Source organism: Frateuria sp. (genome assembly GCF_035944355.1).
In the GTDB taxonomy this organism is placed as follows: Bacteria; Pseudomonadota; Gammaproteobacteria; order Xanthomonadales; family Rhodanobacteraceae; genus Frateuria_A.
The window spans coordinates 544,931-567,090 of sequence record NZ_DASZBH010000016.1; the positions used below are offsets into that span (position 1 = coordinate 544,931).

Here is a 22,160-nt window from a genome sequence, read left to right on the forward strand (position 1 = left end):
GGTGGAGCGCGCGCATGCCGCGGGCGTGCCGGTGGTTTGGGTGCACACGTTGATGAGGACCTCCCGCCGGGCAGCCCGCTGACCGGGTCCCGGCGCAGGCGGTTTACACTGGTGGGCCTTACCTGCCACGAGGTTCCGCCATGACCCGCAGCATCATCCACTCCGAACAGGCGCCCGCCGCGATCGGCCCCTACTCGCAGGCTGTCCGCCACGGCAACACGGTGTACTTCTCCGGCCAGACGCCGCTGGATCCGGCCACCGGCACGCTGGTCGAGGGCGACATCAGCACGCAGACGCGGCGCGTGTTCGACAACCTGGCGGCCGTGGCCAGGGCGGCCGGCGGCTCGTTCTCCCAGTTCGTGCGCGTGGGCATCTACGTGACCGACCTGGCCAACTTCGCCGCGGTGAACGCCGTGATGGCCGAGTACTTCCAGCAGCCTTATCCGGCGCGTTCGACCATCGAAGTTTCCGCCTTGCCCAAGAACGCGCAGGTGGAGATCGACGCGATCATGGTGCTTGATTAGGTGCGTTTATCCGTCCGCGTCGGGGGCTGACCACCCGGCGTGGCGGGCACCGACAATGCCGTGCTGCATCCCTGCGATGCGCTGGGCTAGGCTAGGCAGCCCATGCCCGTACGCAACGCCCGCGCCGTCGCCCCGCCTGCCGCCGCCGATCCCGGATCGCTGCCGGTCGACGCGCTGCCGGGCGTGGGTCCGGCACTGGCCCAGGCGCTGGCGCGCCTCGGCCTGGAACGCGTGCAGGACCTCTGGTTCCACTTGCCGCTGCGCTACGAAGACCGTACCCGCGTCACCCCCATTGCCGACCTCAGGGCCGGCGAGCGCGCGCAGGTGCTGGGTATCGTGGAGGCGATCGAACGCGGCTTCCGCTACCGGCCGCAGCTGAAGATCGCTGTCGGCGACGATTCGCACCAGACCCTGCTGTTGCGCTTCTTCCACTTCAACCGCGCGCAGGCGGAGCAGCTCAAGCCGGGCCTCAGGCTGCTTTGCTACGGCGAAGTCCGCCACGGCTCGCAGGGCCTGGAGATGGTCCACCCGCAGTACCAGCGCGTGGGCGACGAAGGGGCGGTGGCTATGGACGAGCGTCTGAGTCCGGTCTATCCGACCACCGAAGGACTCGGACAGAAACGGCTGGCCGGCGTGATCGACAAGGCGCTCGCGCTGCTGCCGCCGGATGCGACGCTGGAGCTGATCCCGTCGGCGCTGTGCGCCGCGCACGGCCTGGGTTCGCTGCGTGAGGCATTGCTGTACGCCCACCGCCCGCCGCCGGATGCGCCGCTGGCGGAGCTCGCCGGCGGCCGGCATCCGGCGCAACAGCGCCTGGCCTTCGAGGAACTGCTCACCCAGCACCTGAGCCTCAAGCGCATGCGCGCGGCCGTGCGTAGTCGCCACGCGCCGGCGCTCGATGGCGACGGCGAACTGCGCGCGGCCTTCGTCGGTCGCCTGCCGTTCGAGCTCACCGGTGCGCAGCGGCGCGTGGCGGACGAGATGTTGGGCGACCTGGCACGGACCAGGCCGATGCTGCGCCTGGTGCAGGGCGATGTCGGCAGCGGCAAGACGGCGGTTGCCGCGCTGGCGGCGCTGGCGGCCGTGGAGGCGGGCTGGCAGGTGGCGTTGATGGCGCCCACCGAGCTTCTTGCCGAGCAGCACCTGCGCAATTTCCGCCATTGGCTGGAGCCCCTTGGCGTGGCGGTCGAGTGGCTGGCCGGCAAGCAGCAGGGCAAGGCGCGCGCCCATGCGATGGCGCGCGTCGCCGAAGGCGCGCCGGTGGTGATCGGGACGCATGCCCTGATGCAGGAGGGCGTGGCCTTCCTGCGTCTGGGCCTGGCCATCGTCGACGAACAGCACCGCTTCGGCGTGCAGCAGCGTCTGGCCCTGCGCGACAAGGGCCTCGAGGGCGAGCTGGTGCCGCACCAGCTGGTGCTCACCGCCACCCCGATCCCGCGCACGCTGGCGATGAGCGCCTATGCCGACCTCGACGTCTCCTCCATCGACGAGCTGCCGCCGGGCCGTACTCCGGTGCAGACCGTCGCGGTTTCCAATGCGCGGCGCGCTGAAGTGATCGCACGCATCCAGGCCGCCTGCGCACAGGGGCGGCAGGCCTACTGGGTCTGCACCCTGATCGAAGAGTCCGAGCAACTGCGCGCGCAGGCCGCCGAAGTGGCGCACGCCGAGCTTTCGGCCGCGCTCGTGGACTGCCGTGTGGGGATGATCCATGGCCGCATGAAGCCGAAGGAAAAGCAGGCCGTGATGGATGCCTTCAAGGCCGGCGAGCTGGCGGTGCTGGTCGCCACCACCGTGATCGAGGTCGGCGTCGACGTGCCCAACGCCAGCCTGATGGTGATCGAGAACAGCGAGCGGCTGGGCCTGGCCCAGCTGCACCAGTTGCGCGGGCGGGTCGGCCGCGGCGCGATCGCTTCGAACTGCGTGCTGCTCTACCAGCCGCCGCTGGGCCAGCTCGCGCGCGAGCGGCTGAACGTCATGCGCGAGACCTGCGACGGCTTCCGCATCGCCGAGAAGGATCTCCAGTTGCGCGGCCCCGGTGAAGTGCTCGGCACACGCCAGACCGGCCAGCTCGCCTTCCGCATCGCCGACCTTTCCCGCGACGCGCACCTGCTGCCGGCCGTGCAGCAGGTCGGCGAAGCCATGCTGCGCCAGCAGCCGCGCGCGGCCGAGCGGCTGATCGAGCGCTGGATCGGCGGCGCCGCGCGTTACGCGCATGCCTGATCGGACGCGGGCCCGGGTCGTTCCCGCCTCGGCTATCCATCCCGCGTTGCTGCGCCTTAAGCTTGCGGTTTTTTCCCAGGCGAGACAGGCATGACCCGACCGCAACTCCTGATCGACACCGACCCCGGTGTGGACGACGCGCTGGCCATCCTGATGGCGCACGCGCAAGCCGACGTGGCGGGCCTGTCCGTCGCCGCCGGCAACGTGGGCCTTGAGCACACGGTGCGCAACGCGCGCGTGCTGGTCGACCTGCTCGGCGCGCGCATACCGGTGTTTCCGGGTTGCGCCACGCCGCTGGTACGCCTGCCGGAGGAGGATGCGGCCTTCGTGCACGGCCGCGATGGTTTCGGTGACGTCGGCTTTGCCGTGCCCGCGGGCCAGGTGGCGGATGAAGCCGCCGCGCTCGCGCTGCTGCGGCTGACCCGCGAGCGGCCAGGCGAGCTCACGCTGGTGGCGCTGGCTCCGCTGACCAATCTGGCGCTCGCGTTGCGGCTCGATCCGGCCCTGCCGGCGCGGGTGAAGCGGCTGGTGGTGATGGGCGGCGCGGTGACCGGGCAGGGCAACACCGGCCGGATCCCGGCCGAATTCAACATCGGCTTCGACCCCGAGGCCGCACACGTGGTGTTCGAGGCGTTCGGCGACTTCGACCTGGTCGACTGGGAGCTGACCCTGCGCCACGCGTTCGATGAAAGCGAATTCGACGCCTGGCTGGCGGCGGGCGATGCGCGCGCGAGGTTCTACGGCAGCATCTGCCAGGTGGCGCGCAAGACCAACCGCGAGCGCGGCCGCCGCGGGATCATCGCGGCCGACGCGCTGGCGATGGCGGTGGCCATCGATCCGTCGGTGGTGGTGCGCAGCGAGCGGCGCGCGGTCGCCGTGGAACTGGACGGGCGCCTGACCCGCGGCGCCACCGTGGTCGACTGGGCCGGACGGCTGGGCCGTCCGGCCAACGCGAACGTGGTGCTGGAGCTGGACCAGGAGCGGTTCGCGGCGATGGTGCGGCGAGCGCTTGGCGCCGCCTGAGGCCGGAGCAGGCTTTTACCCCTTCCCGCGCGGTGCAGGGGAGGGGTCGTGCGTGCGGCCTGGCCCGCGGGCAAGTTGACCCCACCGGCACCCGGTCGCTACAATGCCGCTCTTTTCACCCGCCGCTTTGAGTCCGTCATGAAGCCCGATATCCATCCGAACTACCGCCCGGTGGTGTTCCAGGACCTCTCGTCCGATTTCGCGTTCCTGACGCGCTCGACGATCGCCACCAAGGAAACCGTCAAGTGGGAAGACGGCAACGAGTACCCGCTGGTCAAGGTGGATATCTCCAGCCATTCCCATCCGTTCTACACCGGCAAGCAGAAGAACATCGACGCCGGCGGCCGCGTGGACAAGTTCCGCCGCCGCTACGGCCAGAAGTAAACCGGACGATCAGGCTCGCCGCCGCGGCAGTGGCGGGCGCTGCACATGGACACGGGGCGGGCCATCGGCTCGCCCCGTGTTCTTTTGCGTGCCCTGTGCTGGGTCCATCCGCGGACGGATGTTGAGCGGGCGATGTGCGATAATGCGGCGGTTGCATCGGCTGCCTTCCCCCGGCGCGATGCCATTCCTTGCCGGCTGGCCCCTCTGTGCGCACGCCCGCCGGTGCGTCTTTCGTGAAGGAGGTTTCCGTGTCCGATTCCAAGGTCGTCAAGCTCGTCGATGAATCGAGCAACCGCAGCAGCACGCTGCCTTTGCTCAGCGGGACCCTGGGTCCCTCCTGCATCGACCTGGGCACGCTGTACAAGGACACCGGCCACTTCACCTACGACCCCGGCTTCGGTTCGACCGCCAGCACCAAGAGTGCGATCACCTACATCGACGGTGATCAGGGCGTGCTGCTTTACCGCGGCTATCCGATCGAGCAGCTGGCCGAGCAGTCGACCTTCCTGGAAGTGGCCTACCTGCTGCTCAATGGCGAGCTGCCCAAGCAGGAGGAGTTCGCCACCTTCGAGCACCAGATCACGCATCACACGATGATGCACGAGTCGCTGAAGAACTTCTTCCAGGGCTTCCACCACGACGCGCACCCGATGGCGATGCTGGCCGCCTCGGTCGCTTCGCTGTCGGCGTTCTACCACGACGACCTCAACGTCGAGGACCCGGCCGACCGCAAGCTTGCCGCGATCCGCCTGATTGCCAAGATGCCAACCATCGCCGCGGCCTGCTACCGCTATTCGATCGGCTGGCCGTTCCGCTATCCGCGCAACAACCTCGAGTACGTCGAGCGCTTCCTGCACATGATGTTCGAGGTGCCGAGCGAACCGCTCGCGCTCAATCCGGTCGCGGCCAAGGCGCTGGACCTGCTGTTCATCCTGCACGCCGACCACGAGCAGAACGCTTCGACCTCGACCGTGCGCCTGGTCGGTTCCACCGGCGCCAATCCCTACGCCTCGATCGCCGCAGGCATCACGGCGTTGTGGGGCCCGGCCCACGGCGGCGCCAACGAGGCGGTGCTCAAGCAGCTGGAAGAGATCGGCTCGCCCGACCGCGTCGAGACCGCGGTCAAGCGCGCCAAGGACAAGAACGACAGCTTCCGCCTGATGGGCTTCGGCCACCGCGTCTACAAGAACTTCGACCCGCGCGCCAAGATCATCCGCGAGATGTGCCACAAGGTGCTGGCGGAGCTGGGCGTCAACGATCCGCTGCTCGACGTGGCGATGAAGCTGGAAGAGGCCGCGCTGAAGGACGAGTACTTCGTCGAGCGCAAGCTCTATCCGAACGTCGACTTCTACTCGGGCATCATCTACAAGGCGCTGGGCATCCCAACCGAGATGTTCACCGTGATGTTCGCGATCGCCCGCACCGCCGGCTGGATCTCGCACTGGATCGAGCAGCACGAAACCCCGGGCTCGCGCATCGGCCGTCCGCGCCAGATCTATACCGGTGCCGACGTGCGCGACTACGTGCCCTCCGGCAAGCGCTGAGTTCACCGGTTCCGCAAAAAAAGCGCCCCGGCAATGCCGGGGCGCTTTTTTTTCGGCGCGTTTTTCTTCCGGCGCGGCGAATGCCTGCCTAGCGCCGCACGGCGGCGAGCATCCGTTCGAACTCGTCGCCGGCCTCGTTCCCTTCCAGCAGCAGATCCTCCACCACCGCCAGCGAGGCGCGCCGCATCGGCTTCTCCTCGATGCGGTCCAGCGGCGCCTGGCGCAACGCGTCGCGGGGCATGACCGTCAGGTCGAAGGGCAGGTTGTCGGCGGCGAACAGCAGCACCGGGTAGTCGACCTGCTCCTCGCGGCTCAGGCGCAGGCGCCGGGTCTGCAGTTCGGCGGGCACGCCGTGTTCGCGCAGGAACAGCGTGACGGCATCCGGGTCGTCGCTGAAGACGTGCAGGCAGACGGCCGAATGCTCGTCCGCCGTGCCCTCCAGCACCGGCCCGACCAGGCGCGGATCGAACCGCGCCAGGAAGCGCATCGCCTCCAGCGCCGCCTCGCGGCGGGCCTTCAGCTGCTGCGGCTGGCTGTCGGCGTCGAACAGGCGCTGGCGCTCGCGCAACGCCTGTTCGATCTCCTGGTTGCGCGGCAGCGCCTGCGCGTCGTGGATGCCCAGCCGCTCGGCGGCCTTGAGCTTGGCGTGGTGGAAGTCGCGGATGCCGTGCTCGCTCATCAGCCGGGCGGCCTCCTGGGCCACCCGCAGCCGGTTGCGCTGCTGGCGATCGTGCGCATGGATGCGATGGTGCTCGCCGCGTGCCATGGTCGTCGCTCCTTGGAAGGCTGGATCGACAGCCAAGCCGATCCGGCGTGAGGGCTGCGTCGCCCCTCAGAAAATGTCGTAGGGGTGCTGTTCGTCCTGGTTCTGCTGTTGCTGCGCGGCCTGGGCGCGCAGGCGGTCGACGTCCTCCACCTTGAAGATCTCGTTCATCGCGTTGGGGTTGTCCGGCGTAGTCGGCAAGCCGGTCTGCCGGTCGATCTGCACGGTGGCGATGCCCGGCGGCATCGGCAATGCGTTGGAAGGCAGGCCCTTGAGCACGCTGCCCATGTAGTCCATCCAGATCGGCAGCGCCGCCTGTGCGCCGAACTCGCCCACGCCGCGGGAACGGCCCAGCGAGCTGAAATCGTCGAAGCCGACCCACACCGAGGTCGACAGGTCGCCGTTGAAGCCGACGAACCAGGCGTCGCGATGGTCGTTGGTCGAGCCGGTCTTGCCGGCCAGATCGTCGCGGCCGAGCGCCTTGGCCGCGAAGCCCGTGCCGCGCAGGATGACGTCCTTCATCAGCGAGGTGATGAGGTAGTCGTTGCGCACGTCGATCACCTGCGGGGCAAGCAGCGGCGGATGCGCGCCTTCGCCGTGCACGTCGGCCGGCAGCACGGCTTCGCCGACGCCCGCGGCCGTGCTGCTGCCAGCGGGTGTCTGTGCCACCGCGTTGGCCGGGTGCGCGCTCATGTCGGCCGGCGGCGGCCCCGGCGGGCGCGTATCGAGCAGGCGTTCCTGGCAGGTGCGGCAGGCGCGGGTGGGACTGGCCAGGTAGACCGGCTTGCCGCTGCGATCGTCGATTTCCTTGACGAAGTAGGGCGTGACCAGGTAACCGCCGTTGGCGAACACCGCGTAACCGCGCGCCATGCCCATCGGCGAGACCGACGCCGTGCCCAGCGCCATCGACAGGTTGTTGGGCAGCGCATCGAGCGGGAAGCCGAAGCGGGTGATGTATTCGCGCGCATAGCGCACGCCGATGGCGTCGAGCAGGCGCACCGACACCAGGTTCTTCGACTGCACCAGCGCCTCGCGCAGGCGCATCGGGCCATCGAACTTGCCGTCGTCGTTCTCCGGCGTCCACAGGCCGTTGGGCCGCGAGGGATCGGGCAGGGCCAGTGGCGCGTCGTTGACGATGGAAGCCGGCGTGAAGCCGCGGTCGAATGCAGCCGAGTACAGGTAGGGCTTGAAGCTGGAGCCGGGCTGGCGCGCCGCCATCACCGCGCGGTTGAACTTGCTGCGCAGGAAGTTGAAGCCGCCGACCAGCGCCTGGATCGAGCCGTCCTCCGGGTCGACCGAGACCAGCGCGCCCTGCACCTTGGGCAATTGGGCCAGCTCCCAGTCGCCTTTCTCGTTGCGCGCCACGCGCACGATGTCGCCGCGCTTGAGCACGGCATCCACGCTCTTGGGCGCGGGCCCGATGTGGCTCTCGTCGCGGTAGGCGTGCGCCCAGGCGACGGCGGCCATGTCCAGCGTGACCGTCTGCCGGCTGGCCAGGTAGAGCGTCGCCTCGGTCGCGCTGGCGGCGGTGACGATGGCCGGCTGCATGCCGGAGATGTCGGTTTCGCCGGCGAGCTGGCGATCGAGCTCCTCGCCGCTGGCGTCGGCTGGCAGGTCGCGGTGCGCTTCCGGGCCGCGCCAGCCGTGGCGGCGGTCATAGGCGACCAGTCCGTTGCGCAGCGCTTCCACCGCCGCCAGCTGGCGCCCGCTCTGCACGGTGGTGCGCACCACGTAACCTTCGGTCAGGGCGTCGTTGCCCAGGCGGTCGAGCGCCTGCAGGCGCACCATCTCGGCCAGATAGGGCGCATCGACCTCGATCGGTTGCTCGTGCGCATAGGCATCGTTGGGTTCGTCGATCGCCTGCTCGTACTCGGCCTTGCTGATGTAGTGGTGCTCGAGCATCTGCCCGAGCACCCAGTTGCGCCGCGTGAGCATCCGCTTGGGGCTGTTGATCGGATTGACCACCGAGGGCAGCTGGAAGGTCGAGGCGATGGTGGCGCACTGGGCGATCGTCAGTTGGTCCAGCGTCTTGCCGTAGTAGTACTCCGCTGCCGCGGCCACGCCATAGGAGCGGTGGCCCAGGAACATCTTGTTGAGGTAGAGCTCGAGGATCTGGTCCTTGGTCAGCTCGTTCTCCATGCGCAATGCGATGAAGATCTCGGTCAGCTTGCGCGAGTAGAGCTTCTCGGGGCTCAGAAAGAAGTTGCGCGCGACCTGCTGGGTGATGGTCGAGCCGCCCGGACCCTTGTCGCCGCCGGAGATGATCACGTGCCAGCCGGCGCGCGCGATGCCGTGCCAGTCCACGCCCGGGTGGCTGTAGAACTCCGCGTCCTCCGCCGAGAGCACCGCGTGCTTGAGCTTGTCCGGCACGTTCGCGATGGCCACCGGGATGCGGCGGGTCTCGCCGAAGGTGGCGATCAGCTTGCCGTCGGCGCTCAGCACGCGCAGCGGCACCTGCATGTGATAGTCCTTGAGCACCGCAACCGAGGGCAGGCGGGGGGCGATGAGCCAATAGGCGACGCCGACGGCGGCGAGGGCCAGGAGCAGGCCACAGAAGGCCAGGATCAGGGCCCAGCGCAGCAAACGCTTAAAAATTCGCATAGTTTGGAGGAGCGAGACTCAAGTCAAAACACGATTGAGTATAGATGCTGCAGTATCGACCGCCCGGCGATCCTTAGGCTGGGTCGCGAAATCCGCCGCCGCTCCCCGGCGTCAATCAAATGTGCAGGCCATCACGCCATTTTGTTGAGAAAGTTCGCGTAGGCCGTTGCGATTGCGTTAATTTTTGGCTTTAATGCCTGCGCGCATCCGCCGGTTTCCGGCCTGGGCGCCAGGGGCAAGGGGGAAAAAAGTGGGTCTCTTTACACCCAAGAAGCCGCCGCTGATCGGCGTCGACATCAGTTCGACCGCGGTCAAGCTGCTGCAGCTGAGCCAGGCCGGTGGCCGATACCGCGTGGAACACTACGCTGTCGAGCCGCTGCCCCCCAACGCCGTGGTCGAGAAGAACATCGTCGAGGTCGAGGCGGTGGGCGAGGCGATCCGTCGTGCGCTCGCGCGTTCGGGCTCCAAGCTCAAGCACGCGTCCGCCGCCGTCGCCGGATCGGCCGTGATCACCCGCATCGTGCCCATGTCGGCCGATCTGTCCGAGGAAGACCTCGAAGGGCAGATCCAGGTCGAGGCCAACCAGTACATCCCCTACCCGATCGACGAAGTCAGCCTCGACTTCGAGGTGCTGGGCCCGGTCCGGGACAACCCGGACATGAACAACGTGCTGCTGGCCGCCTCGCGAACCGAGAACGTGGATATGCGCGTGGCCGCGCTGGACCTGGGCGGCCTGACCGCGCGGGTGGTCGACGTGGAGGCGTTCGCGATGGAGAACGCCTTCGCCATGCTGGTCGACCAGCTCAACGTCGGCCGCGATGCGCTGGTCGCCGTGGTCGACATCGGCGCCACCATGACCACGCTGTCGGTGCTGCGCCATCAGCGCACGATCTACTCGCGCGAGCAGGTGTTCGGCGGCAAGCAGCTGACCGACGAGATCATGCGCCGCTACGGCCTCTCCTACGAGGAGGCCGGACGCGCCAAGCGCAAGGGCGGCCTGCCCGAGTCGTACGAGGCGGAGGCGCTGGAACCGTTCAAGGAGGCGCTGATCCAGCAGATCAGCCGCCTGCTGCAGTTCTTCTTCGCCGGCAGCGAGTACAGCAAGGTCGACCAGGTGGTGCTGGCCGGCGGCTGCGCCTCGATCGAAGGACTCTGCCCGATGCTGGAGGAGCAGCTCGGCGTGCCGTGCATGGTGGCCAACCCGCTGGCGCGCATGTCGCTGGCGCCCAAGGTGCAGGCGCAGTCGCTGGCGCAGGACGCCCCGGCGCTGATGATCGCCGTCGGCCTGGCGCTCAGGAGTTTCGACTGATGGCACACATCAACCTCCTTCCCTGGCGCGCCGAACGGCGCAAGCAGCGCGAACGGGAATTCTTCATGCAGCTGGGCGCCGCCTTCGTGGCGGCGCTGTTGGTGCTATTCCTGTGGTCGTTCTGGATGAGCCTGCGCATCGACAACCAGAACGAGCGCAACGCCTACCTGCAGGGCGAGATCAAACAGCTGGACGAGCGCATCGCCAAGATCAAGGACCTCGAGAAGGTCCGCCAGCGCCTGCTCGCCCGCAAGCAGATCATCGAGCAGTTGCAGGCCAACCGCTCGCAGATGGTCCATCTGTTCGACGAACTGGTGAAGACGATCCCCTCCAGCGTGCGCCTGACCAGCATGAACCAGAACGGCGGCTCCATGGTGCTCCATGGCGTGGCCCAGTCCAACGCCAGCGTGGCCGAGTACATGCGCAGCCTCGACGCTTCGCCCTGGATGGGCGGCGCCGATCTGGAGAAGACCCAGATCACCTACCGCACCGGGCGCATGCCCTACACCTTCGGGCTCAACGTGAAGCTCAGCGAACCCAGCACCGAAGAGGCTGGCAAGACGCCCGTGCTGCTGCAGGGCAATCCGGCACCCGCGGCGCCGGCATCCACTGCCGCACACGCGGCCGTCAGCGGGGGGGCGCGCAAATGAAGTTCTTCGACGAACTGCGCAATCTCGACCGCAACAACATCGGTGGCTGGTCCAAATCGATCAAGATCTTCTTCACCGCCCTGGTGTTCCTGGCGGTGATGGGCCTGGGCTGGTACCTGCACGTCAGCGACCAGCAGGATTCGCTCCAGCAACTGGCCTCGAAAGAGGAATCGCTCAAGCAGGAGTTCTCCCAGAAGCAGGCCAAGTCGGTCAACCTGGAGGCACTGCAGCAGCAACTGGACGAGATGCAGGACATGCTGCGCCAGCTGCTGCGCCAGCTGCCGAGCAAGACCGAGATGCCCGAACTGCTGGTGGACATCTCACAGACGGCGCTGTCCTCCGGGCTGGAGATCCAGAGCTTCGACCCGGGCGGCGAGCAGCCCAAGGAGTTCTACGCGGAGAAGCCGATCAGCCTGAAGATGGTCGGCACCTACCACCAGTTCGGCAATTTCATCAGCGGCGTCGCTTCGCTGCCGCGGGTGGTGATCCTCACCATGCATGACGTCTCGTTGACGACACAGTCGCCGATCGGCGCCAACGGCGAGCCGCCACCGGGCGGGTTGCTGGTGTTGCAGGGCACGGTCAAGACCTACCGTTACCTGGAAGACGAGGAAAGCGCCGAGAGCAAGACCGACGCCAAGGCGAGGGGGCGCAAATGAGCAGGTTCGCTGTGACCAGGCCCGCCCACGTGGCGCGGCTGCTGTTGATGCTCGCCGCCTTGCTCGTGCTGGCCGGCTGCACCCGCGGCATGTCGGATCTGCGTGATTGGGTGAACCAGGAAAAGAGCAAGAAGGGCGCGCCGATTCCTCCGCTGCCGGTCATCAAGACGTTCGAGACCTTCCAGTACTCCGACGACGGCAAGCGCGATCCGTTCAGCGCGAGCGCGGCCGAGCTGCAGCCCACCGCGTCCGCCAGCGGCCCGCGCCCGGACGAGGGCCGGCCCAAGCAGCCACTGGAAATGTTCGCGCTGGACAGCCTCAGGATGGTCGGCACGGTCGGCCTCGGTGCGGGCATGGAAGCGCTGGTGAAGGACCCCGGTGGCGTGATCCATCGCGTCCATCGCAATGAATACATGGGGCAGAACTACGGCCGGGTCACCGCCATCGCGGAAGACCACGTCGACCTGGTCGAACTGGTTTCCAATGGCAATGGCGGCTGGATGGAACGTTCGGCCAGCATCGGGCTCGGCGAGAAATGAACACAGGGGCTGACGCAATGAGCAACCACATCCAACCTGTCCGGGGCCGAGCCATGCGCCATGCACGCCGATGCCTGATGACGTGCCTGCTGATCGTCGCGGCCGCATGGGCTGGCGACGCCCTGGCAGCCGCCAACACGCTCAAGGGGATCAGCTACGACACGCTGCCTGGCGGCGCCGTCGAACTGCACCTGAATTTCGCGGGCGGTCCGCCGCAGCCGCGTATCTTCACCACCGGCAACCCACCGCGCATCGCGGTGGATTTTGCCGACACCGACAACAGCGCGCCGCGCCATGTCGACATCGGCAAGGGCTCGACCTCGGGCGTTTCGGCGGTTTCCGCCGGCGGGCGCACCCGCGTCGTGGTCGAGCTGATGCGCGAGGCCTCCTACCGCACGCGTGTGGACGGCAACGACCTGGTGCTGACGGTCAACAACGGCAGCGACGCGCAGACCACGACCACCGCCTCGACCATCGATCCGACCAAGGCGCTGCCTTCGGCCATGGGCGGCCCCACGGTCTCCGGCATCGACTTCCGCCGCGGTCCCAAGGGCGAAGGCCGCGTACTGGTCAACTTCAGCGGCGCCGGCGCCAATGCCGACATGCGCCGCGAAGGCGACAAGCTGGTCGTCAAGCTAAGTCACGTCACCCTGCCGGCAGCTCAGGCGCAGCGCCTGGACGTGCTGGACTTCGCCACGCCGGTGCAGACGATCAATACCCGCGCAGGCATGGGCGGCGGGGCGACCATGGAGATCACCTTCAAGGGCAACGTGGAGACCTCCTCCTACCAGACCGCCGACCAGTTCGTGGTCGAGGTCGCGCCCAAGAAGGCCGCCGCCGCAGGCGACGGCGCCCTGACCAAGGGCGAGCCGCCGGTCTACAGTGGCAATCGCGTCACCTTCAACTTCCAGGACATCCCCGTGCGCTCGGTGCTGCAGCTGCTGGCCGAGTACTCGGGGCAGAACCTGGTCGCCTCCGACAGCGTCCAGGGCAACATCACCCTGCGCCTGTCCAACGTGCCCTGGGATCAGGTGCTGGACGTGATCCTGCGCGCCAAGGGCCTGGACAAGCGCCGTGACGGCAACGTCATCTGGATCGCGCCGCAGCAGGAACTGGCCGCCTACGAACAGAACCTGGCCGAGGCCCGCCTGAAGGCCGAGGACACCGCGCAACTGGTCACCGACTACATCCCGATCAGCTACGGCAAGGCTTCGGACATCGCCCAGCTGCTCACCAGCGGCAGCAAGAGCGGCGGTGGCGGCGGCGGTGCCGGCGGTGGTACCCGCGGCTTCCTGTCGCCGCGCGGCAGTGTGTCCTTCGACGAGCGCACCAACACCCTGCTGCTCAACGAAACGCCCGACAAGATCCGCGAGCTGCGCCAACTGATCAGCGTGCTCGACCGCCCGGTCCAGCAGGTGCTGATCGAATCGCGCATCGTGGTGGCGACCGATGATTTCACCCGCGAACTGGGCGTCAAATGGGGCGTGCAGGCGACCCACACCACTTCGGGCGGGCACGTCATCAGCACCAGCCCGAACGGCGGGGCCAACGGTGCGGCCGACCTGGGCATCAACACCAGCAACGTGCAGAACAAGTACGCGCAGGACCTGCGTGACTGGGTCGCCGGCGGTCAGCAGGGCCCGCAGCCGCGGCCGGGCGCGATCACCTACCAGACCGGCAATAGCGGCTTCAATGTCAACCTGCCGGTCAGCGGTCCCAGCGGCAGCTTCGGCCTCGCCATCCTGGGCGCCAACTACCTGGTCGACCTGGAGCTCTCCGCGGCCCAGACCGAGGGTCGTGGCGAGGTGATCTCCAGCCCGCGCGTGATCACGGCCAACCAGCAGGAGGCGGTGATCCGCCAGGGCCAGCAGATCGGCTACGTGACCTACCAGAACAGCGCGACCGGCGCCGCCGGCAGCGGCACCGCCACGGTGCAGTTCAAGGACGCCGTGCTGGAGCTGCGCGTGACGCCCACGATCACCGCGGACAGCCGTGTGTACCTGAAGATCAACGTCAAGAAGGATGCGCTGGCCAAGTTCATCGACGCGCCGGGCAGTGGCCAGGTGCCGCAGATCGACACCCGCGAGATCAACACCTCGGTGCTCGTGGACAACGGCCAGACCGTCGTGCTCGGCGGCATCTACGAGATCACCAAGGCCAACAGCACTTCCAAGGTGCCGGGCCTGGGCGACATTCCGGGGCTCGGCGTGCTGTTCCGCTCGACGACGCGCAGCAACAGCAAGGCCGAGTTGCTGATCTTCGTCACGCCACGCATCCTGAGCGAGACCTTGCAGTAAGCCGATCGCGATGCAGTACGGGAAGGGCGGCCTCGGCCGCCCTTCCTGTTTTCAGGCCCGCAGAATTTTTTTCCGGCCGCATGCAATCCGGCACACGTGGGCCCTCCACCCGCGCCCGTAAACTTCCGGCCGTTGCCGCGGTCATTACCGCGTTACTCCTTACGGACCGCCGATGGATACTCCGCATACCGCTCCGCCGAACCGCCTGCAGCAAGCCTTCGCGCACCTGCGTGAAGAACTGCAGCGCGACGTGATCGGCCAGCCGCACCTGATCGAATGCCTGCTGATCGCCCTGCTGGCCGACGGCCACCTGCTCGTCGAAGGCGCGCCGGGCCTGGCCAAGACCACGGCGGTGAAGGCGCTGGCCGCGCGCATCGAGGCGGACTTCCACCGCGTGCAGTTCACCCCCGACCTGCTGCCGGCCGATCTGACCGGCACCGACGTGTTCCGTCCGCAGGCGGGCAGCTTCGAATTCGAGCGCGGTCCGCTGTTCCACAACATCGTGCTGGCCGACGAGATCAACCGCGCGCCGGCCAAGGTGCAGTCGGCGCTGCTGGAGGCGATGGCCGAGCGGCAGATCACCGTGGGCCGAAGCACCTGGCGCCTGCCGGACCTGTTCCTGGTGATGGCCACGCAGAACCCGATCGAGCAGGAAGGCACCTTCGCGTTGCCCGAGGCGCAGCTCGACCGCTTCGTGATGCACGTGACCATCGGCTATCCGGACGCCGCCTCGGAGCTGGCCATCCTCAAGCTCGCCCGGGAGCAGGCGCGCCGCGCCCTGCATCCGGCCGCGCCGCCGCATGCGCTGCTCAGCCAGGCCGACGTGTTCGCCGCCCGCGACGCGGCGCTGGCGGTGCACGTGGCGCCGGCGCTGGAGGAGTACCTGGCGCAATTGGTGCTCGCCACGCGTGACGCCGGCCGCTACGGGCCGGAACTCGAGCGCTGGATCGCCTGGGGCGCCAGCCCGCGCGCCACCATCGCGCTGGATCGTTGCGCCCGCGCGCATGCCTGGCTGGCGGGGCGCGACTACGCACTGCCCGAAGACGTGCACGGCATCGTGCACGAGGTGCTGCGCCATCGCGTGCTGCTGAGCTACGAGGCCGAGGCCGAGGGCGTGCGCAGCGACCAGGTGATCGACCGCCTGCTGGACCTCGTGCCGCTGCCGTGATGCCGGTGTCGCCCGTACGAGCCGATGGCGACGGCCGTGTGACGGTTTCGCTGGCCGAATTGCTCGCCCTGCGCGGGCGCATCGGGCGCGTCCGCCCGGCGCCGCTGGACAGTCGTGCGCTGCCGCCCGGCCAGCGATCCAGCCGCCTGTACGGCCGCGGCATGGACTACGCCGAATCGCGCGTCTACCAGCCCGGCGACGACGTGCGCCGGCTCGACTGGCGCCTGACCGCCCGCAGTGGCGAGCTGCACACCAAGCTGTTCCAGGAGGAGCGCGAGGGACGTCTGCTGATCCTGCTGGACACCCACGCCGGCATGCGCTTCGGTACCCGCGTGCGCTTCAAGTCGGTGCAGGCGGCGCGCGCCGCCGCACTGGCCGGCTGGTACGCGGCGCGCGCCGGCGAGCGGGTCGGTGCGCTGGCGTTCGGAGGCAGCCGCCGCCTGCTCAAGCCGCAGGGAGGCGCGCACGGCGCGGTCGTCCTGTGCGGAGCCCTGTCGGCCTGGGATGCCGAAGCGGGCGAGGCGACCGAGCCGCTGTCCGAGGCGCTCGCGCGTGCCGGGCGCCTGCACGGCGCCAACCGCGTGTTGCTGATCAGCGACGGCTGGAGCTGCGACGAAGCGGCGCGAGCACGCCTGCGCGACGTGGCGCAGCACGCGCGCGTCGCCGTGCTGGTGGTGGCCGATGCGCTCGAGCTTGCGCCTGCGCCGCCGGGACGCTATCCGTTCGAACACGATGGCCGACGCCGCGAGATCGACCTGCAGGGCGCGCGCGAACGCAGCGAGTTCCAGCAGGCGCTCGGCGCCGGCCAGGCACGCCTCGTCGCGCTGGCGCGTACGCTGGGGCTGCCCTGGCGCAGCATCGACACCGCGGCCGATCCGCTGGGCGCGGTCACCGCCTTGCTGGGCGCGAGGCCGCGATGACCGTGCAGCCCGACGGCCCCGTCCTGCGCGACATCCACCTGCCGCCGGCGCCCCCGTGGTGGCCGCCCGCACCGGGCTGGTGGCTGCTTGCCGCGTTGGTGCTGCTGGCGATCGCGGCAGGCGCGCTGCTGTGGCTGGGTGCGCGCCGCCGACGCCGGCAGCGCGACCGCGTGCTGGCGGAAGTCGACGTGCTGGCCGCGCGCCATGGCGGCGACACGCAAGTGCTGGCCGCCGGCCTGCACCAGCTGCTGCGGCGCGTGGCGAGGAAACACGACCCGGCGGCCGCGCGGCTGCGCGGGGAGGCCTGGCGCGAAGCGCTGGCGCGCGTGCCGGTGGATGCGGACACGCTGCACCGCCTGCTTGCGCTGGAGCAGGCGATGTTCCGGCCACTGCCGTACGACACCGATGCCGCGCTCGCTGCGGTGCGCGACTGGCTGCGCGCCGCGCTCGCCAGCGAGCGACGGAGGGCAAGGCGTGCCTGATCTGTCCTGGCCCGAGTTCGCCTGGCCCTGGGTGGCCCTGCTGTTGCCGCTGCCCTGGCTGCTGCGCCGCTGGCTGCGCCCGCTGCCCCCGGGCCAGGCCCTGCACCTGCCGCACCCAAACGTGGCGCTGGCCGTGGTCGAGCGGCGGCCCGTCCGCGGCGCCCGAGGCTGGTGGCTGGCGCTGGCCTGGCTGTGTCTGCTCGCCGCGGCGGCGCGGCCGCAATGGGTGGGGCCGCCAGAGGCGCAGCAGCGCAGCGGCCGCGCGATGCTGCTGGCCGTGGACCTCTCCGGCAGCATGCGTACCGACGACATGCAACTGGCCGGGCAGAGCGTCAGCCGCTTCGAGGCGGTCGAGGCGATCGCCAGCGACTTCATCGCACGCCGTGCCGGCGACGAGCTGGGCCTGGTGCTGTTCGGCAGCCGCGCCTTCCTGGTCACGCCGCTGACCTACGACCTGGACGCCGTGCGCGCGCAGCTCAAGGGCGCCGCGGTCGGCCTGGCCGGCACCGAAACGGCGATCGGCGATGCGATCGCGGTGGCGGTCAAGCGCCTGGCCGGCCTGCCGCAGCAGGCGCGCGTACTGGTGCTGCTCACCGACGGCGTCAACAACGCAGGCAGCATCGCTCCGGAGCAGGCCGCCGCCGCGGCCAGGGCCGCCGGCGTGCGCATCTACACCATCGGCATCGGCGCCACGCAGATGCGCGTGCCGGACTTCTTCGGCATGCGCATGGTCAATCCGTCGGCCGACCTGGACGAGGCGATGCTGACCAAGATCGCCAACGACACCGGCGGACGCTACTTCCGCGCCACCGACACGCGCGAGCTGGCCCAGGCCTACCAGGCAATCGAGGCGCTGGAGCCGATGCCTCAGCACGGCCCGGCACTGCGTCCGCGACACGAGCTGTTCCGCTGGCCGCTGGGCCTGGCGATGCTGCTGCTGGCGGGCCTGCTGCTGGCCCAGGTCCGCAGCGCGCGGGAGCAGATGGCATGAGCGAGGCGCTGCACCAGTTCCATTTCCTGCGCGCCGGCTGGCTGTGGCTGCTGCTCGCGTTGCCGGCGATCGCGTGGCTGGCGGCCCGCGCCCAGGGCGCGCCGGCGCAGTTGGAGCGGCTGGTCGATGCGCAGCTGCTGCCGCACCTGCTGCAGGGCCGGCCGCAGCGGCGCGGCGCACCGTCGTGGCTGCTCGGCATCGGCTGGCTGCTGGCCGTGCTGGCGCTGGCCGGGCCGGCGTGGAGCCGCGTGCCGCAACCGCTGTATGCCGATCGCGCGGCGCAGGTGGTGGCCATCTCCTTGTCCCAGCGCATGCTCGCGCGCGATGTCGCGCCAAGCCGGCTCGACCGGGCGCGCTACAAGGCGCGCGACCTGTTTGCCGCCAACCACGGCGGGCTCAACGGGCTGGTCGCCTACGCGGGCGAAGCCTTCGTGGTGGCGCCGCTCACCTCCGACGCCGGCAGCCTCAACGATCTGCTCGATGCGCTCGCGCCCGACACCATGCCGGTGGAAGGCGACAACGCCGCCGCGGCGATAGCACGCGGCGCGGCGCTGATCCGCGACGCCAAGGTGGGCGGCGGCTCGCTCGTGCTCGTCACCGACCGGGCCGACGCGCAGGCGCAGCAGGCGGCACGCCAGGCGCGTGCCGACGGCGTGCGCGTCTCGGTGCTCGGCGTCGGCACCCCACGCGGGGCGCCGGTACCGCTGGCCGACGGCGGCTTCCTGCGCGACAGCCGCGGCGAACTGGCGATGGCCGGGCGCGACGATGCTGCCCTGGCGGCGCTCGCCGCGGCCGGCGGCGGCCAGTACGTGCCCATGCGCGAAGACCGCGCCGACGTCCAGGCCCTGGCCGCACAACTGCGCACCGGCGAGGCGGACATCGCCAGCGGCCAGGCCGGCGCGCAATGGGAGGATCGCGGCCCCTGGCTGCTGTTGCCGCTGCTGCCGCTGCTGGCGCTCGCCTTCCGCCGCGGCTGGCTGATGGTGCTGGCGCTGGTGCTGTTGCCGGCGCTGCCCGGCCGTGCGTACGCCGGCACCTGGCAGGACCTGTGGCAACGCCGCGACCAGCAGGCCGCGCAGGCATTGCGCGAAGGCCACGCGAAACAGGCCCGCACGCTGGCGCGCGATCCGGCCCTGCGCGGCGCCGCCGCCTACCGCGCAGGCGACTACGCCGCGGCGATCGACGCCTTGCAGCCGCTCGACACCGCCGATGCGCAATACAACCTCGGCAACGCGCTGGCCAAGGCCGGCCGCTATCAGGACGCGCTCGCCGCCTACGACCGTGCGCTCGCGCGTGACCCGGCCGACGCGGACGCCAAGGCCAACCGCCACGCGGTGCAGGACTGGCTGCGTCACCAGCCGCCCAAGCAGGACGCGTCCTCCGACGCGCAGAGCCAGGGAAGCGGCCAGTCCTCGAAGAAATCCCCGCAGGGGCAGGGCGACGAGCAGTCCAAGAAGGACAGCCAGGGCAACCGCCAGGGCGAGCAGCAGGATGGCCGGCAGGACAGCCAGGGCAAGCAGGGACAAGGCCAGCAGCCGCCGAATGCGCAGGGCAACGAGGACCAGGCCGGGCGCGACGGCTCGCGCGCGCAGGAGCCGGGCGCCAGCCGTCCGTTGACGCCGCAGCAGCAGGCCGAGCAGCAGGCGCGCACCGCACGCGCCGGCCAGGCGCTCAAGCAGCAGATGGACCAGGCGCTGGGTGCGGCGGCCAGGAAGCAGGGCGGCGAGCATCAGCTGGGCGCGCTGGACCAGGACGACCCGCAGGCGCGCCTGCCCGCCGAACTGCGCCAGGCGCTGCAGCGCGTGCCGGACGATCCGGGCGCGCTGCTGCGGCGCAAGTTCGAGCTGGAGTACCGCCAGCGCCACGGCGCCGCCGCCACCGAGGACGACCTGCCGTGAGGCGTTGCGTCGTACTGCTGCTGTTCCTGCTGCTGCCGGTGCTGGCGCATGCCGCAAGCGTGCAGGCCTCGCTGGATCGGACCCGGGTGCAGCTGGGCGAAACCGTCACGCTCAACCTGCGGGTCGAGGGCGGCGGCCTGGCGCAGGCACCGGACCTGTCCGCCCTGGCGGCCGACTTCGAGGTGCTGGGCAGCTCGAGCAATACCAGCGTGAGCATCGTCAACGGCCAGCGCAGCGCCCAGTTCACCCTGGGCATCGCGCTGCGGCCCCGCCACGTCGGACAGCTGGCGATCCCGCCGCTGGACTTCGGCGGAGGGCGCACGCAGGCGCTCACGCTCACCGTCACCGCGCCCGACCCCGCGGTGGCGGCGAACAGCGGCAAGCCGGTCTTCCTGGAGGCCAGCGCCGAGCCGGGCCACGTGCGCGTGGGGCAGCAGTTGCTGTTCACGGTGCGCCTGTACCTGGCCGGCACGCTGAGCAACGGTTCGCTGAGCGAGCCGCAGTTGCCCGGCGTCGATGCGCGGCGGCTGGGCGACGACCTGGATTACGACGTGGTGCGCGGCGGCCGCGCCTACCACGTGATCGAGCGGCGCTATGCGCTGATCCCCCAACAGGCGGGAGCCATCCAGTTGCCGGCGGTGACGTTCCAGGGCGAGCTGATCGACCCGGCCGACCCCGACAGCTTCTTCGCCATGGGCACGCCCACCAGCGCGGCCTCGCCGCCGGTGACGATCCAGGTGGACCCGGTGCCGCCACATTGGGGCAGCAGCGCCTGGCTGCCGGCGCGCGCGCTCAGCCTCACCCTCGACGGACTCCCGGCGGACGGCAAGGTGCGGGTAGGCCAGCCACTGGACCTGGCGATGACGCTGCAGGCCACCGGCCTGCCGTACGAGGCGTTGCCGGCGCTGAGCCTGCCGGACCTGGACGGCGCCACGGTCTATCCCGACAAGCCGGTGACCGGCACGCGCAACGACGGCCACTGGTTGATCGGCCGCCGCCAGCAGACCTTCGCCGTGGTGCCTGGCCGCGCGGGCACGCTCACCCTTCCGGCCATCACGCTCAAGTGGTGGAACGTCGAGACCGGCCAGGCAGAAGAAGCGCGCATTCCTGCGCACGTGCTGACGGTGCTGCCTGCCGCGGCGGGTGGATCCACGCCGGCGGCCCCCGCTCCGGCGGCTTCGACGCGCGCGCCCTCGAAGGCGCCGGCGTCGGGCGCGCAACCGCCGCCCTGGCGGGTGGCCGTGTTCGTGGTGGTGGCGCTGGTGCTGGTGGCCGGTGCGCTCGCCGCGTGGTGGGCCTGGCGCCGCCGTGCCCGCGTCGATCCGGCGACGCGCATCCCTTCCCATCGTGCCCTGCGCGCGGCCTTCCTCGCGGCCGCGCGCGGCGACGACACGGCTACGCAGTCGCATGCATTGCTCGCCTGGGCGCGTGCGGAACGGCCGGGCCTGGCGAACCTGGGGGCGCTGGCCGACGCGCTCGCCTCGGCGGACCAGCGTGAGGCCATCGACCATCTGCAGCGGCGTCGCTTCGCCACCGCTGGGGACACGGCTTCGCCCGACCTGGCGGCGGCCTTCGCCCGGGGCTTCCAGTGGCGCGACGGGCCGCCCGGCGAGGAACCGCCGCTGCCGCCGCTCTACCCGTTCAAGCTGCGTTGAAGACGCGCTGCCACAGTGCGGTCATCGCCGCGTTGAGGAAGCACAGGCGCACGTCCAGCGCCGGCATCGCCTCGGAAAGCGTGTTGCGCAGGCTGGTGCGGGCGACCTCGGCCGCCAGCTCCGGCGGATAGCCGTAGGCGCCGCAACTGATCGCCGGGAACGCGATCGAACGCAGCCCGTGCGCGCGCGCCAACCGCAGTGAGCGGCGGTAGCAGGCGGCCAGCAGTTGCGGTTCGGCGTGCTCGCCGCCCTGCCACACCGGTCCCACCGTGTGGATGACATGGGCGGCGGGCAGGTCGAAGCCCGGCGTGATGCGCGCCTCGCCGGTGGGGCAGCGCACGCCGGGCGCGACTTCCGGCAGCGCGCGGCAGGCCTCGAGCAGCCGCGGGCCGGCGGCGCGATGGATCGCGCCGTCGACCCCGCCGCCGCCGAGCAGGCTGCGGTTGGCGGCGTTGACGATGGCGTCGACGGCAAGATGAGTGAGGTCGGCGGTGAGCAGGCTGATCGACATGGGACGTATGTTTCGCGCGGGC

19 protein-coding genes are annotated in these 22,160 nt (G+C 70.0%); 16 read left to right on the forward strand and 3 right to left on the reverse strand.

Translation table 11 applies throughout. The features are described 5' to 3' along the window. Positions 1-140 precede the first annotated feature (140 nt). The 5 genes from VGU03_RS15430 (at position 141) to VGU03_RS15450 (ending at position 5,695) form a co-directional block, all read left to right on the forward strand. The gene (locus VGU03_RS15430) at positions 141-524 is read left to right on the forward strand and encodes a RidA family protein (protein WP_327482041.1); all 384 of its coding nucleotides are present in this window, start codon (positions 141-143) and stop codon (positions 522-524) included. A 102-nt stretch (positions 525-626) separates the two neighbouring features. Continuing rightward, on the forward strand, positions 627-2,744 hold the full coding sequence (recG, locus tag VGU03_RS15435) for an ATP-dependent DNA helicase RecG (protein ID WP_327482043.1): 2,118 nt from the start codon (positions 627-629) through the stop codon (positions 2,742-2,744). Between the two features lie 90 nt (positions 2,745-2,834). Beyond that, complete coding sequence (locus VGU03_RS15440; protein ID WP_327482045.1) at positions 2,835-3,767, forward strand: nucleoside hydrolase; 933 nt, start codon at positions 2,835-2,837, stop codon at positions 3,765-3,767. Positions 3,768-3,905: 138 nt separating this feature from the next. Then, positions 3,906-4,151, forward strand: coding sequence for a type B 50S ribosomal protein L31 (locus VGU03_RS15445; protein WP_291194450.1), 246 nt, complete (start codon positions 3,906-3,908; stop codon positions 4,149-4,151). Positions 4,152-4,399: 248 nt separating this feature from the next. Next, the gene (locus VGU03_RS15450) at positions 4,400-5,695 is read left to right on the forward strand and encodes a citrate synthase (protein WP_327482049.1); all 1,296 of its coding nucleotides are present in this window, start codon (positions 4,400-4,402) and stop codon (positions 5,693-5,695) included. Between the two features lie 88 nt (positions 5,696-5,783). On the opposite strand, the gene VGU03_RS15455 is transcribed toward VGU03_RS15450, so the two are convergent. Beyond that, positions 5,784-6,461, reverse strand: coding sequence for a hypothetical protein (locus VGU03_RS15455; RefSeq protein WP_327482051.1), 678 nt, complete (start codon positions 6,459-6,461; stop codon positions 5,784-5,786). A gap of 66 nt (positions 6,462-6,527) precedes the next feature. After that, positions 6,528-9,059 (reverse strand): penicillin-binding protein 1A, encoded by a 2,532-nt coding sequence (locus VGU03_RS15460; protein WP_327482053.1) that lies wholly within the window; start codon positions 9,057-9,059, stop codon positions 6,528-6,530. A 250-nt stretch (positions 9,060-9,309) separates the two neighbouring features. Between VGU03_RS15460 and VGU03_RS15465 the strand changes: the two genes are divergently transcribed. The 11 genes from VGU03_RS15465 to VGU03_RS15515 all read left to right on the forward strand — a co-directional run bounded on the left by VGU03_RS15465 (position 9,310) and on the right by VGU03_RS15515 (position 21,627). Then, entirely contained in the window at positions 9,310-10,368 is a 1,059-nt protein-coding gene (locus tag VGU03_RS15465) for a pilus assembly protein PilM (protein ID WP_327482055.1), read from the forward strand. After that, positions 10,368-11,018, forward strand: a complete 651-nt coding sequence (locus tag VGU03_RS15470; RefSeq protein ID WP_327482057.1) for a PilN domain-containing protein — start codon at positions 10,368-10,370, stop codon at positions 11,016-11,018. Before VGU03_RS15465 ends, VGU03_RS15470 begins: the two co-directional genes overlap by 1 nt. Then, a complete protein-coding gene (locus tag VGU03_RS15475) occupies positions 11,015-11,677 on the forward strand; it encodes a type 4a pilus biogenesis protein PilO (RefSeq protein ID WP_327482059.1) in 663 nt (220 codons plus the stop codon). The genes VGU03_RS15470 and VGU03_RS15475 overlap by 4 nt, the downstream gene beginning before the upstream one ends. Further along, a complete protein-coding gene (locus VGU03_RS15480) occupies positions 11,674-12,216 on the forward strand; it encodes a pilus assembly protein PilP (RefSeq protein WP_327482061.1) in 543 nt (180 codons plus the stop codon). The genes VGU03_RS15475 and VGU03_RS15480 overlap by 4 nt, the downstream gene beginning before the upstream one ends. Before the next feature lie 77 nt (positions 12,217-12,293). Continuing rightward, a complete protein-coding gene (gene pilQ / locus VGU03_RS15485) occupies positions 12,294-14,513 on the forward strand; it encodes a type IV pilus secretin PilQ (RefSeq protein ID WP_327482063.1) in 2,220 nt (739 codons plus the stop codon). A gap of 172 nt (positions 14,514-14,685) precedes the next feature. Further along, positions 14,686-15,681, forward strand: coding sequence for a MoxR family ATPase (locus VGU03_RS15490; protein ID WP_327482065.1), 996 nt, complete (start codon positions 14,686-14,688; stop codon positions 15,679-15,681). Then, the gene (locus tag VGU03_RS15495) at positions 15,681-16,601 is read left to right on the forward strand and encodes a DUF58 domain-containing protein (protein WP_327482067.1); all 921 of its coding nucleotides are present in this window, start codon (positions 15,681-15,683) and stop codon (positions 16,599-16,601) included. The genes VGU03_RS15490 and VGU03_RS15495 overlap by 1 nt, the downstream gene beginning before the upstream one ends. Beyond that, positions 16,598-17,083, forward strand: a complete 486-nt coding sequence (locus tag VGU03_RS15500) for a DUF4381 family protein (protein ID WP_327482069.1) — start codon at positions 16,598-16,600, stop codon at positions 17,081-17,083. Before VGU03_RS15495 ends, VGU03_RS15500 begins: the two co-directional genes overlap by 4 nt. Before the next feature lies 1 nt (position 17,084). Then, positions 17,085-18,074, forward strand: a complete 990-nt coding sequence (locus tag VGU03_RS15505) for a VWA domain-containing protein (protein WP_327482136.1) — start codon at positions 17,085-17,087, stop codon at positions 18,072-18,074. After that, positions 18,071-19,972 carry a VWA domain-containing protein gene (locus tag VGU03_RS15510; RefSeq protein WP_327482071.1) on the forward strand — a complete coding sequence of 634 codons (1,902 nt, stop codon included), beginning with the start codon at positions 18,071-18,073 and terminating at the stop codon, positions 19,970-19,972. The genes VGU03_RS15505 and VGU03_RS15510 overlap by 4 nt, the downstream gene beginning before the upstream one ends. Next, entirely contained in the window at positions 19,969-21,627 is a 1,659-nt protein-coding gene (locus tag VGU03_RS15515; protein ID WP_327482073.1) for a BatD family protein, read from the forward strand. Before VGU03_RS15510 ends, VGU03_RS15515 begins: the two co-directional genes overlap by 4 nt. Here the strand turns inward: VGU03_RS15515 and VGU03_RS15520 are convergent. Then, complete coding sequence (locus VGU03_RS15520) at positions 21,614-22,138, reverse strand: O-acetyl-ADP-ribose deacetylase (RefSeq protein WP_327482075.1); 525 nt, start codon at positions 22,136-22,138, stop codon at positions 21,614-21,616. The two genes, VGU03_RS15515 and VGU03_RS15520, sit on opposite strands and share 14 nt — an antisense overlap. Positions 22,139-22,160: the final 22 nt, after the last annotated feature.